The organism is Meridianimarinicoccus aquatilis, from assembly GCF_004358675.1.
GTDB lineage: Bacteria > Pseudomonadota > Alphaproteobacteria > Rhodobacterales > Rhodobacteraceae > Meridianimarinicoccus > Meridianimarinicoccus aquatilis.
Genome location: NZ_SMZO01000002.1, coordinates 85,062 through 101,133 on the forward strand (window position 1 = coordinate 85,062; position 16,072 = coordinate 101,133).

14 protein-coding genes are annotated in these 16,072 nt (G+C 58.1%); 10 read left to right on the plus strand and 4 right to left on the minus strand.

What is annotated here, in order from left to right:
- Window positions 1-3: 3 nt before the first annotated feature.
- On the plus strand, window positions 4-3,465 hold the full coding sequence (mfd, locus tag E2L05_RS01325; RefSeq protein ID WP_133341088.1) for a transcription-repair coupling factor: 3,462 nt from the start codon (window positions 4-6) through the stop codon (window positions 3,463-3,465).
- A 31-nt stretch (window positions 3,466-3,496) separates the two neighbouring features.
- Here the strand turns inward: mfd and E2L05_RS01330 are convergent, their stop codons facing one another.
- Window positions 3,497-4,525: a ligase-associated DNA damage response exonuclease gene (locus tag E2L05_RS01330; protein ID WP_133341089.1), complete on the minus strand. Its 1,029-nt coding sequence runs from the start codon at window positions 4,523-4,525 to the stop codon at window positions 3,497-3,499.
- A 198-nt stretch (window positions 4,526-4,723) separates the two neighbouring features.
- Here E2L05_RS01330 and E2L05_RS01335 point away from each other — a divergent pair, with 198 nt between their 5' ends.
- Genes E2L05_RS01335 through E2L05_RS01350 form a run of 4 tightly spaced genes read left to right on the plus strand, consistent with a single transcriptional unit; the run spans window position 4,724 to window position 8,738 of the window.
- Window positions 4,724-6,139: a circularly permuted type 2 ATP-grasp protein gene (locus tag E2L05_RS01335; protein WP_133341090.1), complete on the plus strand. Its 1,416-nt coding sequence runs from the start codon at window positions 4,724-4,726 to the stop codon at window positions 6,137-6,139.
- A 4-nt stretch (window positions 6,140-6,143) separates the two neighbouring features.
- Window positions 6,144-7,097 (plus strand): alpha-E domain-containing protein, encoded by a 954-nt coding sequence (locus E2L05_RS01340; protein WP_133341091.1) that lies wholly within the window; start codon window positions 6,144-6,146, stop codon window positions 7,095-7,097.
- The gene (locus E2L05_RS01345) at window positions 7,094-7,963 is read left to right on the plus strand and encodes a transglutaminase family protein (protein ID WP_133341092.1); all 870 of its coding nucleotides are present in this window, start codon (window positions 7,094-7,096) and stop codon (window positions 7,961-7,963) included. Before E2L05_RS01340 ends, E2L05_RS01345 begins: the two co-directional genes overlap by 4 nt.
- A gap of 46 nt (window positions 7,964-8,009) precedes the next feature.
- A complete protein-coding gene (locus E2L05_RS01350; protein WP_133341093.1) occupies window positions 8,010-8,738 on the plus strand; it encodes a peptidase in 729 nt (242 codons plus the stop codon).
- Between the two features lie 12 nt (window positions 8,739-8,750).
- Here E2L05_RS01350 and E2L05_RS01355 read toward each other — a convergent pair whose 3' ends face one another.
- Window positions 8,751-9,710 (minus strand): alpha/beta hydrolase, encoded by a 960-nt coding sequence (locus E2L05_RS01355; RefSeq protein ID WP_133341094.1) that lies wholly within the window; start codon window positions 9,708-9,710, stop codon window positions 8,751-8,753.
- A complete protein-coding gene (locus E2L05_RS01360) occupies window positions 9,707-9,994 on the minus strand; it encodes an SCP2 sterol-binding domain-containing protein (RefSeq protein ID WP_133341095.1) in 288 nt (95 codons plus the stop codon). The genes E2L05_RS01355 and E2L05_RS01360 overlap by 4 nt, the downstream gene beginning before the upstream one ends.
- 66 nt (window positions 9,995-10,060) lie before the next feature.
- Here E2L05_RS01360 and E2L05_RS01365 point away from each other — a divergent pair, with 66 nt between their 5' ends.
- From E2L05_RS01365 to E2L05_RS01385, 5 genes are all read left to right on the plus strand, one after another.
- A complete protein-coding gene (locus tag E2L05_RS01365; RefSeq protein ID WP_133341096.1) occupies window positions 10,061-10,621 on the plus strand; it encodes a tetratricopeptide repeat protein in 561 nt (186 codons plus the stop codon).
- A gap of 52 nt (window positions 10,622-10,673) precedes the next feature.
- The gene (locus tag E2L05_RS01370) at window positions 10,674-13,577 is read left to right on the plus strand and encodes a helicase-related protein (protein WP_133341097.1); all 2,904 of its coding nucleotides are present in this window, start codon (window positions 10,674-10,676) and stop codon (window positions 13,575-13,577) included.
- Window positions 13,564-13,956, plus strand: coding sequence for an RNA-binding S4 domain-containing protein (locus E2L05_RS01375; RefSeq protein WP_243721828.1), 393 nt, complete (start codon window positions 13,564-13,566; stop codon window positions 13,954-13,956). Before E2L05_RS01370 ends, E2L05_RS01375 begins: the two co-directional genes overlap by 14 nt.
- Window positions 13,957-14,005: 49 nt before the next feature.
- Window positions 14,006-14,344 (plus strand): ferredoxin FdxA, encoded by a 339-nt coding sequence (gene fdxA, locus E2L05_RS01380; protein WP_133341098.1) that lies wholly within the window; start codon window positions 14,006-14,008, stop codon window positions 14,342-14,344.
- 195 nt (window positions 14,345-14,539) lie between these two features.
- Window positions 14,540-15,049 (plus strand): CarD family transcriptional regulator, encoded by a 510-nt coding sequence (locus tag E2L05_RS01385; RefSeq protein WP_133341099.1) that lies wholly within the window; start codon window positions 14,540-14,542, stop codon window positions 15,047-15,049.
- 92 nt (window positions 15,050-15,141) lie between these two features.
- Here E2L05_RS01385 and E2L05_RS01390 read toward each other — a convergent pair whose 3' ends face one another.
- Window positions 15,142-16,071 carry an AEC family transporter gene (locus E2L05_RS01390; RefSeq protein WP_133341100.1) on the minus strand — a complete coding sequence of 310 codons (930 nt, stop codon included), beginning with the start codon at window positions 16,069-16,071 and terminating at the stop codon, window positions 15,142-15,144.
- Window position 16,072: the final 1 nt, after the last annotated feature.

Here is a 16,072-nt window from a genome sequence, read left to right on the forward strand (position 1 = left end):
GACATGGCGCATGGCGCATCTCAGGCAATCATAACAGGCGGCGCGCCAGAAGGGTATGACGCCAGTCTTGTCCTGCGTGAGGTGGACAAAGCAGCGGGGCCTGTCATTCATGTGGCCCGAGACGACAAGCGGCTTGAGGCTATGCGCGCTGCGCTTGCCTTCTTTGCGCCGAGCATGCCGGTCCTGGTCTTTCCGGCGTGGGATTGCCTTCCCTACGACCGGATATCCCCCAACGCCGATATTTCCGCTGCGCGGATGGCGACATTGGCCGCGCTGGTCCATGGCGCGCCCAAGCAATTTGTTCTGCTGACCACGATCAACGCGGCGACGCAGGCCTTGCCCGCCCGTGATGTCCTGCGTGAGGCGGCATTCGCGGCGCGGGTTGGCGACCGGTTGGACGAAGCGGCATTGCGCGGATTTTTGGTGCGCATGGGGTTCACGCAGGCGCCATCGGTGACCGAACCGGGGGACTATGCGGTGCGCGGGGGCATCATCGACATCTTTCCGCCCGGCGAAGGCGGTCCGGTCCGGCTGGATTTGTTTGGCGATGTCTTGGACGGCGCGCGCCGTTTTGATCCCGGCACTCAGCGAACCACTGAAAAGCTCGACTACGTAGAATTGGCCCCGGTTTCCGAGATCATCTTGGACGACAGCGCGATCACGCGCTTTCGACAGAATTACCGCGTTGAGTTTGGCGCGGTCGGCCGCGATGACCCGCTTTATGAGGCTGTCAGCGCGGGGCGCAAACACCAAGGCGTCGAACACTGGCTGCCGTTTTTTCACAAGACGCTGGAAACGCTGTTTGATTATCTACCCGGTGCCCCTGTTACGCTGGATGATCAGACTGGCCCAACCCGTGCGGCGCGTTGGGAGAGTATCGAAGACCAATACGACACGCGGCGCGAAGCGATGACCGCGAAAGGCCGAATTGACAGTGTTTACAAGCCCTGTCCGCCGGGGCTGTTGTATCTGGATGATGACGCATGGGCGGCGGCGCTCAGCGATCGGCGGGTTGTTCAGTTTCATCCTTTGCCGCAACCCAGCGGGCCAAATGTCATCGATGCGGGCGGACGGATCGGCCGCGACTTCTTATTGGAACGCCAGCAACGTGAAGTAAGCCTTTTCAAAGCGTTGGCGGATCACGTTCAAGTGTGCCGCAAGAAAAGTGCTGTCGTCATCGCAAGTTATTCCGACGGGGCCCGCGAACGCCTTTTGGGTCTGATGGCTGATGAAGGTCTGGGTGATGTAAGCGAAATCAAGGACTTTCGGGATGTTCCTGATGCGTCGGGCGGCATATTTCTGACGGTTTGGGGGCTTGAGCACGGGTTTGTCGCCGATGGGCTGACAGTCATCTCTGAACAGGACGTTCTGGGCGACCGGCTGGTGCGCAGCACCAAGCGCAAACGCCGGGCCGAGAATTTCCTGACCGAAGCGCAAAGCCTGAGCCCCGGCGATTTGGTGGTTCATGTGGATCACGGCGTCGGGCGATACACAGGGCTAGAGGTCGTCACCGCAATGGGCGCGGCGCATGAATGCGTGGCGCTGGAATACGCCGGGGGGGACCGCCTTTACCTACCCGTCGAGAACATTGAACTGCTGTCGCGCTTTGGCCATGATGAAGGGCTGCTCGATAAGCTGGGCGGCGGCGCGTGGCAGGCCAAGAAGGCCCGCCTGAAAGAGCGCATTCGCGAGATTGCCGACAGGCTCATTCGCATCGCTGCCGAACGCGCCCTGCGCCGCGCCCCGATCATGGAGCCGCCCGACGGCATGTGGGATGCGTTCTGCGCGCGCTTTCCCTATCAGGAAACAGACGACCAGCTGAACGCGATCAACGACTCCCTTTCCGATCTGCAAAGCGGTCAACCGATGGACAGGTTGATTTGCGGCGATGTGGGTTTCGGCAAGACCGAGGTGGCGCTTCGCGCGGCGTTCGTGGCGGCCATGTCTGGCGCGCAGGTTGCCGTGATTGCGCCAACGACGCTGCTCGCGCGCCAGCACGCGCAAGAATTCCGCGAGCGTTTTCGCGGCTTTCCTCTTGAGGTGCGGCATCTGTCGCGCTTTGTGTCCGCCAAAGAGGCCGCCGCGACCAGGGCCGGTCTGGCCGATGGCACCGTTGACATTGTCATTGGCACTCATGCGCTGCTGGCGAAAACGGTGAAGTTCCGTAATCTTGGGATGCTGGTGATCGACGAAGAACAGCGCTTTGGCGTCGGGCATAAGGAAAAGCTCAAGGCGTTGCGCACCGATGTGCATGTGCTGACGCTGACCGCCACGCCAATTCCGCGCACACTGCAACTGTCACTGTCGGGTGTGCGGGATCTGTCGATCATCGGCACGCCGCCGGTAGATCGTTTGGCGATCCGCACTTACGTTTCGGAATTCGACGGGGTCACGGCGCGCGAGGCGCTGCTGCGGGAACATTACCGGGGTGGGCAATCCTTTGTCGTTGTGCCGCGGATCAAGGACCTGCCTGAGATCGAAGAGTTTCTGCGCGATCACGTGCCGGAGGTCAGTTACGTCGTGGCGCATGGTCAGATGGCCGCCGGCGAACTTGATGACCGGATGAACGCATTTTACGACGGCAAGTACGACGTGCTTCTGGCGACGACGATTGTCGAATCTGGTTTGGACATTCCAACGGCAAACACGATGATTATTCACCGGGCCGATATGTTTGGTCTGTCGCAGCTTTATCAAATCCGGGGCCGGGTGGGTCGGTCCAAGACCCGCGCCTATGCGTATCTGATGACCAAGCCGCGCAGTCCGCTCACGCCTGCCGCGGAAAAACGGCTGCGTGTTCTCGGCTCTCTCGATAGTCTTGGCGCAGGCTTTACCCTTGCGTCACAGGACCTTGATATCCGCGGCGCGGGTAATCTTATTGGCGAAGAACAGTCCGGCCAGATGCGCGAGGTCGGCTATGAGTTGTATCAAAGCATGCTGGAAGAAGCCGTGTCCAAGATCCGGGCAGGGGAACTGGAAGGGCTTACGGATGATGATGGGCAATGGGCCCCACAGATTAATCTTGGCGTGCCGGTTCTGATCCCGGAAGAGTTTGTGCCTGATCTGGATACCCGGTTGGGGCTTTACCGGCGCCTGTCGGGACTGACGAGCAAGGTTGAACTGGAAGGTTTCGCCGCAGAACTGATTGATCGATTTGGGAAGCTCCCACGCGAGGTGAACACCTTGCTTCTGGTGATCCGCATCAAGGCCGAATGTAAAAAAGCCGGCATTGCACGTCTGGATGCCGGGCCAAAGGGGGCCACGATCCAGTTCCACAATGACAAGTTTCCAAACCCTCAGGGGTTGGTGGACTTCGTGCACGATCAAAAGGGGTTGGCAAAGGTGCGCGACAACAAGATCGTGGTGCGGCGGGACTGGGCCAAGGAATCGGACAAGATCAAAGGGTCGTTCGCGATTGCCCGCGACTTGTCGGCGAAAGCGGGGCGCCCCAAAAAGGCAATTTAGACGTCGAAGGGGCTGATCTGTTTGCGGACGATCATGCAGAAGGTTCGTTTTGGGGCGGCGTCTGGGTGTCGTCTTCGATTTCGCCAAATTGCGTGGGAACGATCTGTGCATCAATGCCGCGAGATGTCAGCCACCGTGAAAAGACATCCGTGTATCCGTGCGTGACGAACACACGCTCGGCCCCTGTGGCATCGATGGCTGTGTTCAGTCCGGACCAATCCGCGTGATCCGAAATGATGAAGCCACGGTCGGCTGCCCGGCGGCGCCGAACCCCGCGCAGTGCCATCCAGCCCGATGCAAACGCGGTCGAAACCGGGCCAAAGCGGCGCAGCCAAGTGCCTGCCATCGCCGAGGGCGGGGCGAGCAGCAGGGCACCGGGGTGGGTTTTTGCGGATACCTCTGCCGTGGCGCGCGTTGTCTGGTGCAGTGGTAGTCCCTGACCGCGTAGCACGTCGTTGGTGCCTTCTATCGCTGCGTGACACAGGATCGGCCCCTGACATGGGTCCAGCATCGACAACAGCCGCTGCGCTTTTCCAAGCGAGTAACACCCCAGAACGGCGGTGCGGCCCTGGGCCGCGCAGCCTTTCCACCAGTCGGAAATCTCGGCGGCAATTTCAGTTTGCTGCGCCCAGCGGAAGACTGGCAGGCCGAATGTGCATTCGCTTATGAACGCGTGGCACGGAAGGGGAACGAATGCGGTGCTCAGCCCGTCATCTTCAGTTTTGTAGTCTCCAGAGACCACCCAGACCTCGCCGCCCACTTCGACCCGGATCTGGGCCGATCCTGGAACATGCCCCGCCGGGTGAAACGAGACGGCCGCGCTGCCAACCATGACCGTCTGACCGTAAGGGACAGTTTGCAATGGGATGTTGCCAAGCCTGAACTTCAGAACGGGCGCTGCAAGATCGGTTGCAAGGTAACTGCCGTGTCCCGCGCGCGCATGGTCAGCGTGCCCATGGGTGATCAAAGCCCGAGGCACCGGGCGCCACGGATCAATATAAAAGTCGCCGCTGGGGCAATAAATGCCCTTATCGGTGAAGGTGAGCACGTCGCCGGTCATGGTTTCTTTTCGGCTGAGTGGTGATCGGCATGCAACCGGGTCGGGCGCGCAAACCGCATGAACGATTAAAAAATAGGCTTCCGCGGCGGCATAATTGTGCAATTGTTAAGGGGGATTGCCTTTCTGAGCGTGGCGTCCTTTCCTGTCCATGAAGCGCGTGCGAGGCAGGCCGAACCAAACGGGGACAGAAAAGACCATATGGCACCCAACTATTTTAATGAGATGTTCACTGATGGCGCGATTCGCCAGCCCTATGCCGGACTTGAGTCTTGGCAACGCGGCATGCCGGATGAATTGCGTAACCTGAAACAAGCCGAGGCCGAGGCGCTCTTTCGACGAATTGGCATCACCTTTGCGGTGTATGGCGAAGGGGGCGATCCAGACCGGTTGATTCCGTTCGACATGTTCCCGCGCGTGTTCACCAATCGCGAATGGGGGAAGTTATCGCGCGGCGTCAAACAGCGTGCGCGTGCGCTGAATGCGTTCTTGGCGGATGTTTATGATCGCGGTGAAATCGTCCGTGCGGGCCGTGTTCCGGCAAGGTTGGTTTATCAAAACGAAGCGTTTGAAAAGGCCGTTGTCGGAATCAAGCCGCCGCGATCTGTGTTCAGCCACATTGTCGGGATCGATCTTGTGCGCACCGGTCCAGACGAGTTCTTCGTTCTCGAAGACAACTGCCGGACACCGTCGGGCGTGTCGTACATGTTGGAAAACCGCGAAATCATGATGCGGATGTTTCCAAGCCTGTTTCGCGAAAACCGGATTGAGCCTGTGGAAAGCTACCCAGAGGTTCTGCGCCGAACTTTGGCGTCGGTAGCGCCCCAGAAATGCGATGGCGAGCCAAACGTCGTGATTCTGACGCCTGGCCATTTCAACTCGGCCTATTACGAACATTCGTTCCTGGCCGACATGATGGGTGTCGAACTGGTCGAAGGTCAGGACCTTTATGTTGATGGCGACTATTGCTGGATGCGGACCACAGAAGGCCCGCGCAAAGTCGATGTAATATATCGCAGAATCGATGACGCCTTTATTGATCCGCTGTGTTTCCGTCCTGACAGCATGTTAGGTGTACCGGGGTTGATGAATGTCTATCGCTCGGGCGGTGTGGCCATTGCATCCGCACCGGGTGCCGGAGTGGCGGATGACAAGGCGATCTATACGTTCGTTCCTGAGATGATCCGCTTTTATCTGGGTGAAACACCGATCCTGAAAAACGTTCCCACATGGCAGTGTGCCAAGAAGGACGAGTGCAAGTATGTCCTTGAAAACCTGCACGATATCGTGGTGAAGGAAGTGCACGGCTCTGGCGGGTATGGCATGCTCATCGGACCACGGGCCACCAAGAGTGAGATAGAATTGTTCGCGACAAAGATCCGTGAGAATCCAAGCAACTACATCGCCCAGCCGACTTTGGCACTGTCGACATGTCCAACATTCGTCGACGAGGGGATCGCGCCGCGTCACGTTGATTTGCGCCCCTATTGTTTGGTCGGTGAAAAGGTGGAACTGGTGCCCGGCGGTCTGACGCGCGTGGCCCTGAACGAAGGGTCGCTTGTCGTGAATTCGTCGCAGGGCGGCGGAGTGAAAGACACCTGGGTACTGGCGGAGTGACAACATGCTGAGCAGAACCGCTGATAACCTTTACTGGATGGGCCGCTACATGGAGCGGGCCGAAACAATGGCGCGCTTGCTGCATGTCGGCGCGCGCATGAACCTGATTCCGGACACGGTGGATGGCTTCCGCAGCGAGTGGGTTTCGATCCTGCAAGCAAGCGGTACCTTTGCTGCGTTCGACAAGAAGTATGGCGAACCGGTTGAACGCAACCTTGTGAGTCATCTTTTCTTTGACCGGGACAACCCGTCTTCTGTGGCGGCCTGCATTGCAACTGCGCGGGAAAACGCGCGCATTGTGCGGACCGCGCTGAGTGCACCGGTTTGGGACGCGCTGAATGAAGCGTATCAAGAGCTCAAGGAACTGGAACGCACACCGCGCAGCGAGATTTCCATTACCGCGCTGACGGAATGGACCGCGCGCCACCATGCGCTGGCCTCAGGCGCGTTGGAAAGCACGCTGCTGCGCAATGACGGCTATGATTTCGTACATCTTGGTTTCGACCTTGAACGGGCCGATAACACTGCCCGGTTCCTTGATGTGAAATACTACGTCCTGCTTCCCGACGCCGGGTTTGTGGGGTCGGGTCTGGACAATGTTCAGTGGCAAACCTTGCTGCGCGGTATGCAGATGCACCGCGCGTTTCACTGGGCTTATGGAGGGGAAGTCACGGCAGCCAAGATCGCTGATCTGCTGATCCTCAACCCGGCCTGTCCTCGTTCGCTTTTGACGGCGGTGGAAGAAGCGGTAAAGCACCTCGACAGGCTGGCCAAGTCGTACGGCAAATCCAGCCCGGCGCAGTCAGCAGCACAGAAGTTGCTGAATGAACTGTCCCAAACCCAGCTTGATGACATCTTTGATGAGGGGCTTCACGACTTCCTGGATCGTTTCAAAGGCAATGTTGCCGAAATCGGGACACAGGTGAGCGAAACCTATCTGATCGGAGCAGCGGCATGAAACTCAAGGTGAGCCACACAACCGTGTACCGTTTCGAGTCGCCGCAAAAATCTGTTCTGCAAAGCCATCGACTGACGCCGTCACAATTTACTGGTCAGAGTGTCGTGAACTGGGCCATCGATACGCCTGAAGGCGCCGTGACGGGCAGTTCGTTCCGCGATGGGGCAGGCGATCTGACCTCTCTCATGCGGTTTTCTGGTCCGGTCGAAGAACTTTCGATCCATGTGCATGGCACGGTAGAAACGCAGGATATGACAGGGGTTTTGCGCGGGCATCGCGAAAAAGTACCGCCCATGGCCTATCTGCGATCTACCCGGCTGACGCGCCCTGATATCGCGATATCGGAACTGGCTGCTGAAGCTCTGGCAGGTCTTGAACAAGGAACTCCGATTGAGCGGGCTCATGCCCTGTGTTCCGCTGTCACCCAGTCCATGGTTTACACGCCGGGGTCGACAACTGCGCCCACCAGCGCGGCAGAAGCTGTGGCCGGTGGAAAAGGTGTTTGCCAGGATTTTGGCCACGCGCTGATTGCGGCGGCTATCGCGTCAGAAATACCGGCGCGTTATGTCGCGGGCTATCTTTTTGCGGGCGATGAAGGGTCTCAAAGTCAGCAAAGCCAAGGCGAGGTTGCTGAAACGCCGATGGGTCCGGATTCGCAGGCGAGCCATGCTTGGGCCGAACTATTCATAGATGGTTTGGGCTGGGTTGGGTTTGATCCGTCGAATGAATGCTGCCCCGACGATCGGTATATTCGTCTGTGTTCTGGCTTTGACGCTTCTGACGCAGCACCGATCCGCGGCTTGTCAAACGGTGTTGGGGCCGAGACCTTGAATGTCGATGTTGCGGTGACGCAGGAACAGCAGTAAGCGACATGTCTTGCCGGGATGTTCCGGCGTGCCTGGAGTGGAATGGATGACTTACTGCGTTGGATTGCTGCTGAACGAGGGGATGGTCCTGCTCAGCGACACGCGCACCAATGCCGGGTTGGATAACATCTCTTGCTACAAGAAGATGTACACCTTTGAAGAACCGGGTGAACGGGTCATCGTGATTCTGACTGCGGGCAGTCTGTCGGTGACGCAGACCACACTGGCCCGGCTGCAAGAGGCGATCGACGATCCGGACGCTTCCGAAGAAACGTCGATCATGAAGGCGCGCACGATGCTGAAAGTGGCCGATCTGGTCGGTGCGCATCTTTCCGAAGTGGCCAATGACATCACCAATAAACTGGTGCGCAACAGTCAGGCGACGGCTTCGGCAACGATGATTCTGGGGGGGCAACGCAAAGGTGGCGCGATGCGCCTGTTCCTGATTTACCCAGAGGGAAACTACATCGAAGCTACGCCTGATACGCCGTATTTGCAGGTCGGCGAGCATAAGTATGGCAAACCTATTCTTGACCGGGTGGTGTCGCCAACGACGTCTTTGATGGATGGTCAAAAAGCGGCGCTGCTGTCTATGGACAGCACGTTGAGGTCAAATCTGTCTGTCGGTATGCCGCTTGACCTTGCCGTGTTGCGCGATGGTGATTGCGCACTGCACGAACAGCGCAGGATCGAACAGGGTGATCCTGTGTTTGCAGAGATGAGTCAGGCGTGGTCGGCAGAGTTGAAAGATGCCTTTACCCAGATCAAGATCTGAGGGTCCAAATGATTATTGGGCCGCTGCCATTGCGCGGCCTGATGTTTGGAAGAAACCTACGCATCTCTCGATAAACAAGCGCTGACGGTCGGGTGTTTCCATCATGGTTTCATGGCGGCCACCCGGCACTTCGATCAGCGTGGCGTTGTCCCAGCGGTCTGTCAGCGCACGAATAGATTTGCTGCACACGATTTCTTCGCGCTCGGGAAGAAAGGTCAGTGTGCTTACTGGTGTGTTGGGGATGCGTTTCAGCACTTCGCACTCGCGCAACGCCCGATACAGCCATGGCATCGACGGGCCGCCAAGGCCGACACCCGGTTGGGCAAGAATCTGCGCGCGCATTTGCAACAGAGTGGGCTTATCGCTCGTCAACAAATTGTCTTCAAGATCACAGGTTTGAACATAGCTCTCGCGGGACATGCCGGGTGTGAGCCAACTGTTCAATTCGTTGCGGTGGGCCATCCATCCAAGGCTCCAACTCACCGGGCGCAGAACCGCTGGCATGGCGATCCCCCACATCGGCGCGCTGAAAACGGCCCCTTGAACCTCCAGACCGGACATAACGGTTCGAAGGCCAATGGCCCCACCCAAAGAATGGCCAATAACGAACCACGGGCGCGGCATCTTTCTTGCCTTGGCAAATGCCACGAGCGTGTCGATGTCGCGTTGGTAATCGGCAAAGTCATTGACGTGGCCAATCATCGGGTCCGTGACCAACCGGTCGGCTAGCCCTTGGCCGCGTATATCGAGAGAAACCATGCCATATCCGTGATGCGCAAAAGCCTGCGCAATATGGCCGTATTTTTCCAGATACTCTGTTCTGCCGGGAACCATGAGGATTGTTCCGGCGTCGCCGCGCGAATATTCCACAAGCCGCAAGCGCACCCCGTCGCTGGCATAGGCCCAAACAGCATCTGCTGCTTGGTCCGCGCCTGCGCTTGTGTGGTGAAAGGGCGCGGCGGCATAGGTCACGACAGAGCGGCGCCCAATTTCATCGCAAGCCCCATATCGCCGTCGATGCGCAGGCGTCCGCCCATGTAGGCGGCTGTTGGGTTCAGGTCGCCCTCAAGCATTTCACGGAAGGTTTCAGCATCCGCGCTCAAAGTAACGTCTGTGTCGCTGTCGCCTGCACGAATCCCGTCTTGATCCACAAGGATCGTCCCTTCATTTTCGATCTCGAATTTAGCAGAACCGTCAAAGCTCCCGCCTAGTTTCTGATCAAGTTTGCTTACGGCGCCGTCGATGATGTCGCTCATTGAAATTCCCCCAGTTTTTATATTGTGCCTATAGCTGTGCAGCTAGATTGCGCTATTGTCAGGGATATGGATAGAATTGTTCCGGTTTTCAAATGCGTCGTAGCGGCACTTTTTTTGTGGGCCGCAAATTTTTCTGTTAGCTATGCCCAAGATAGTGAGACGGCAGCCCTGCTAGACAAGTTGCGAGACCCGGACTTGACGAATTGGGAAGAAGTCGAGCAGTCCATCTGGCAACGGTGGTCCGAATCCGGATCCCCTACAGCGGATCTTCTTTTGGAACGGGGCCGGAAGGCCATGGAATCAGAAGATTGGCCGCTTGCGATTGATCATCTGACAGCCTTGATTGATCATGTTCCCGACTTTGCCGAAGGATACAACGCGCGTGCGACGGCCTACTATCAGGCTGATCTTCTCGGGCCTGCGATGAACGATATCGAAGCGACCCTTGCTTTGAACCCCGACCATTTCGGGGCGCTCATGGGGCTTGGGCTGATCCTTGAGAAAGTGGGTTTGGATGAGGGCGCGTTAAGCGCTTACCGCGCGGTCGCGGCTATACATCCCCACCGCCCCAACCTAAAAGACGCCATAGAGCGGTTGGAACGCAACCTCGGCGACGCAACGCTGTAACGTTTCAAGGTCTGGGACTGGTTGCTGCGTGCGACCACACCAAGGGGGAGTGATGGCAGGCAACGGACGCATCGAAGCTGTTCTCGGCCCCACGAACACCGGCAAAACCCACTACGCGATTGAACGAATGCTTGCCTATCGGTCTGGCATCATCGGCCTTCCGCTGCGTCTTCTGGCGCGCGAGGTCTATGACAAGATCAAGGCAATTCGCGGTCCGTCGGTGGTGGCCCTGGTCACTGGCGAAGAGCGAATCGTGCCGGATCGGGCGCAGTATTGGGTTTGTACGGTCGAAGCGATGCCCCAGGGCATGGGGGCGGATTTTGTCGCGATTGACGAGATACAGTTGTGCGCTGACCCGGAACGCGGCCACGTCTTCACTGACCGACTTCTCAAGGCGCGCGGCCAGCACGAGACGCTTTTCCTGGGGGCTGACACGATGCGCAGCGCCATCGCCGCGCTCGTTCCCGGGGTTGTGTTCCACCACCGCGAGCGGATGTCTGAACTGACCTATGTCGGCGCCAAGAAACTGAGCCGCATGCCGCCCCGTTCTGCAATTGTCGGCTTTTCCGTGGATAGTGTGTATGCAATCGCAGAATTGTTGCGCCGCCAAAAGGGTGGGGCAGCCGTGGTCATGGGGGCGTTGAGCCCCCGAACGCGGAATGCCCAGGTCGAATTGTATCAGAACGGGGAAGTGGACTATCTGGTTGCGACTGACGCGATCGGGATGGGGCTTAACCTCGACATTCGGCACGTCGCCTTTTCATCATTGGCCAAATTCGACGGGCGCAGAATGCGGGCGTTGCAGCCTAACGAGTTGGCCCAAATCGCCGGCCGGGCAGGGCGCCACACTGAAAACGGAACATTTGGCGTCACCGGTGAGGCGCGTCCCTTAAACGAGGATATGGCGCAGGCCATCGTCGACAACCGCTTCGTTCCGGTTAGAAAACTCCATTGGCGAAATGGACGGTTGGATTTTGGGACGCCTGATCGGTTGATTCGCTCGCTTGAGTTGCAAACGCAAGACGAATGGCTGACCAGATCCCGCGATAGCGAAGACCTGCTATCGCTCAAATCGCTTTCAAATGTACCAGAGATCAGCGACCGCATCACCGGCGGCCCGGATGTGAAGTTGCTGTGGGATGTGTGCCGAATCCCGGATTTTCGCGGCATCAGTCATGCAGAGCATGCAGGGCTTTTGGAATCGATCTTCGGGTATCTGCATGACGATGGATGTATCCCGGATGATTGGATGGCCCGGCAGGTCAAGCGCATTGACCGGACCGAAGGCGATATCGATACAGTGTCGAAACGGCTCGCCTTTATTCGAACATGGACTTATGTTGCGCAGCGCAAAGGGTGGCTTCGTGATGAAAGCCATTGGCGCGAGGTGACGCGCGCTGTAGAGGACCGTCTGTCAGACGCGCTTCATGCCCGTTTGACCCAAAGATTTGTTGACCGGCGTACATCTGTTCTGTTGCGCCGGTTGAAGCAGAAGGAGAGCCTGGTGGCTGAAGTAAACGACAAGGGCGAGGTGACCGTCGAAGGTCAATTCGTCGGCCGGCTGGCGGGCTTCCGCTTTGTGCAGGATCAATCGGCCAGTCCGGACGAGGCGCGCACGCTGCGCCAGGCTAGCCTTCAATCGCTTGTGCCGCATTTCCATTTGCGCGCAGACCGACTGTACAACGCGCCCGACACGGAACTGGACTATACAGAACAGGGCGGCCTTATGTGGGGTGACAGCGCTGTCGGAAAGTTGGTCGCGGGATCCGAGACGTTGAAGCCTCGCGTGCAGGCCTTTGTGGACGAAGAAGCCGGTCCAGAGGTGGCGCAAAAGGTTGAGCGACGTTTGCAGCACTTCATTGACCGCAAGATCGCCACACTGTTCGAGCCGCTTTTGGGGCTGCAAAACGACGAAACGCTGACGGGCCTTGCACGTGGCTTTGCCTTTCAGATGGTCGAAGCAAATGGCGTCTTGCCGCGCGAGCGGGTTGCAAACGATGTAAAGTCGCTGGACCAAGATGCCCGCGGTGCCCTGCGCAAGCATGGTATCCGGTTCGGTCAGTTTACGATCTTTCTGCCCTTGCTGCTAAAACCAGCGCCGACTCGACTTCGGCTTGTCTTGTGGTCGTTGGCCCAGGATCTTAGCGAATTCCCGGAAAGCCCGCCGCCAGGTCTGGTAACCGTCCCAGCGCGCAGTGATGCCCCCGACGGCTATCACACTATGTCTGGCTATCACGCGGCCGGCGATCGAGCGATTCGGATCGATATGCTTGAGCGGCTTGCTGACATGCTTCGTGCGCAGGATACGCGCGGCGGGTTCGAAGCGACCGCTGATATGCTGTCCATCACCGGCATGACTCTGGAACAGTTCGCGGTTCTTATGACGGGCCTTGGCTATGCCGCAGATAGGGCTGAGCGACCCAAACAACGGGCCGTTCCGGCACCTCAGAAGGCTGAGCAAGCAACTCCCGCAGCTGATGCAACAGCTGAGCCTGAAGTGTCTACGGGAGACACGACTGGTGAACCTGAGGACGCCGCAAATGTGGCTGTGACCGCTGACCCGGTTGCGGAAGCGGCGGAAACAGACACTCCGCCAGTTCCTGAAGCGGAAAACGCCCCCGACGCGGTTGCAGATGAGACCGCCGAGGTAGTGGACGAAGCTGCCAAGGAAAACACGCCCGCCGAGATCGAGGTGTTTTATACCTTCCGTTGGTCACCACCGCGCCGGGGTGGCAACCGTCCGCAAAACGCCGGCAAGCGCGGTGCTACAAAAGGTCGCAACCAAGGGGGCGGGGAACGTCCGAAGGGCGGCAAACCCAAGGGCAAGCGTCCTCCAAAGGACGGCAAGCCGCAGGGCGCGAAAACCTTTGTTGCACGCCCGCCAAAGGCCGAAAAGAAGATCGACCCAGACAACCCGTTTGCGGCTGCACTCATGGGGTTGCGTGATAAGTCCTGAAACCGGGAGTGACGCCAGCCTGAGGTTGGATAAATGGTTGTGGCATGCGCGCTTTTTCAAAACGCGCAGCCGCTCTGCCGAGGTCGTCTCGGGCGGGCACGTGCGGGTAAATGCGCGGCCCGTTTCAAAAGCGTCCTTTGCAGTACGTCCCGGCGATACCCTGACTTTTGCGCAGGGTCGCACCATTCGTGTTGTGCGGATCGTGGGTATTGCAGATCGCCGCGGGCCCGCGGCAGAAGCGCAGGCGCTTTATGACGATCTGTCGCCACCCGCCGAACCGACTTTTAAAGAAGCAGGCGCGCCCACCGCGGAGCGGGGGCGCATAAACCGCAAGGATCGCCGGGCTGGGCGACTTTCCAAGCAAGGGCCGCTTGATTGATCGTCGTTACCGCAATAGGTAGTCACCCAAACACAAAAGCGAGCCTTCCATGACATATGTCGTCACCGATAACTGCATTGGCTGTAAATACACCGACTGCGTCGAAGTCTGCCCAGTAGATTGCTTCTATGAGGGCGAAAACGCACTGGTCATTCACCCTGATGAGTGCATCGATTGCGGTGTGTGTGAGCCCGAATGCCCCGCCGATGCGATCCGTCCCGATACAGAGCCGGATATGGAAAAGTGGGTTGCGTTCAACCTTAAGTATAGCGAATTGTGGCCGGTGATCTATACTAAGAAAGATCCGCTGCCTGATGCCGAAAAGCGTGACGGCGAGACCGGCAAGCTGGACACGATTTTTTCAGAAGCGCCGGGTGAAGGCGGTTAATACGCGCACTTAAGCACCTTTGCGTGTGCATGCAGTCTGGGGTCTATGCCCGGACTGCTTTTTGTGTTATGTTATCTGTTCAAACGACCTGTAAAACCCGAAACGTCTCGTCCTTGTATGGCCGAGCACGTTTCTTTTTTGCCCTTTGACGCGTTTAGCAAGCGCGCCCGGGCGGAAGATGAGGAAGAGAACCACATGAGCCAAGCGAAAGCGTCAGAATTTCGTGCCAATGATTTTGTTGTCTATCCGGCCCATGGGGTCGGCCAAATCATATCAATCGAAGAACAGGAAATCGCCGGGCTGACGCTCGAGCTTTTTGTGATTTCCTTTGAAAAAGATAAAATGACGTTGCGCGTGCCGACCAACAAGGCCGCTGATGTAGGGATGCGGTCTTTGTCGACGCCTGATGTCATCTCGCGGGCGATGGAAATCCTGAAGGGCAAAGCAAAGGTCAAAAAGGCCATGTGGTCCCGCAGGGCGCAGGAATACGAACAGAAAATCAACTCGGGCGATTTGATCGCGATTGCTGAAGTGGTGCGCGACCTGCACCGCGCCGACGATCAGCGCGAACAGAGCTATTCTGAGCGTCAGCTTTACGAAGCAGCTTTGGAGCGTCTGACCCGTGAAGTCGCTGCCGTGAGCGGCGCTGACGAAGGCGATGCCCACCGCAAAGTAGGTGATGTGTTGATGAGCCGCGCGGCCTGATACGCGACCGGCACAACAGTGCTGAGAGATTTGGGGTCGTGACCTAAGGGTCGCGGCCCTTCTTGTTGTCCCCGGAAAACCCCAGTTACAGCCTATCCTAAAAAGTGCAACCAAGCCCAAGCGGTCAGCACTGTGGCTGCCGTCCCCACAAGGACAGAAGAAGCCGCCACGCGCCGCGCATTGCCGTACATGTCGGCAAAAAGATACGCGTTGACGCCCGGCGCCATGGCACCGGTAAGAACTGCGGCCCTGAACCCTTCGACGGGGAGTGCAAAATAGCTGCCAACGCACCATGTGATGGCAGGATGAACGACCAGGGAAATCGCCACGACGAACGCAATTGTGCGCATGTCACCTTCGGGGCGATAGCGAACCAAGACACCGCCAAGAGCAAAAAGCGCGGCGGGCAGGGCAGCCCTGACCATAAGTGCAACCGCTTCGGTGAGGACGGTGGGCAGAACGATACCGGTCAGGTTGACGATGATGCCCAGTGACAGACCAATGACCAGCGCGTTTGAAAACATCGCCTTGAGAATGGCGCGGACCGTCTCAAGCCCGGTGCCGCCCTTGTTCCGCACGATCTCCATCGTGGTGATGCCGATCATGTAGCAAACCGGCGAATGTATGGCGATGATGACGAAATTCGAAGCGAGCGATGCGGTGCCATAGGCACGTTCCGAGATGGGAATCCCCAGCAGGACCGAGTTTGAGAACAGGCAGCAAAAACCGATTGCCACGGCATCATCCCAAGGTCGTCCAAACAAATACCGCGCCCCAAGAAGTCCCAGTATGAACCCAGAGATGGCACCGGTGTAAAAGCTGACCAGCAAACGCCAGTCGAAGACTGCAGCCAGATCAAGCGTCGATATCGCCTGAAACAACAAACAGGGAATGGCGAATTTTTGGGTAAAACGCATCAGACCATCAACGCCCGAGTCGCTGAACAACCCTCGTTTTACCGCAACATACCCAAAGCCGATAACCAGAAAGACGGGGATGACAACTTCAAGAAGCGCGCCCACC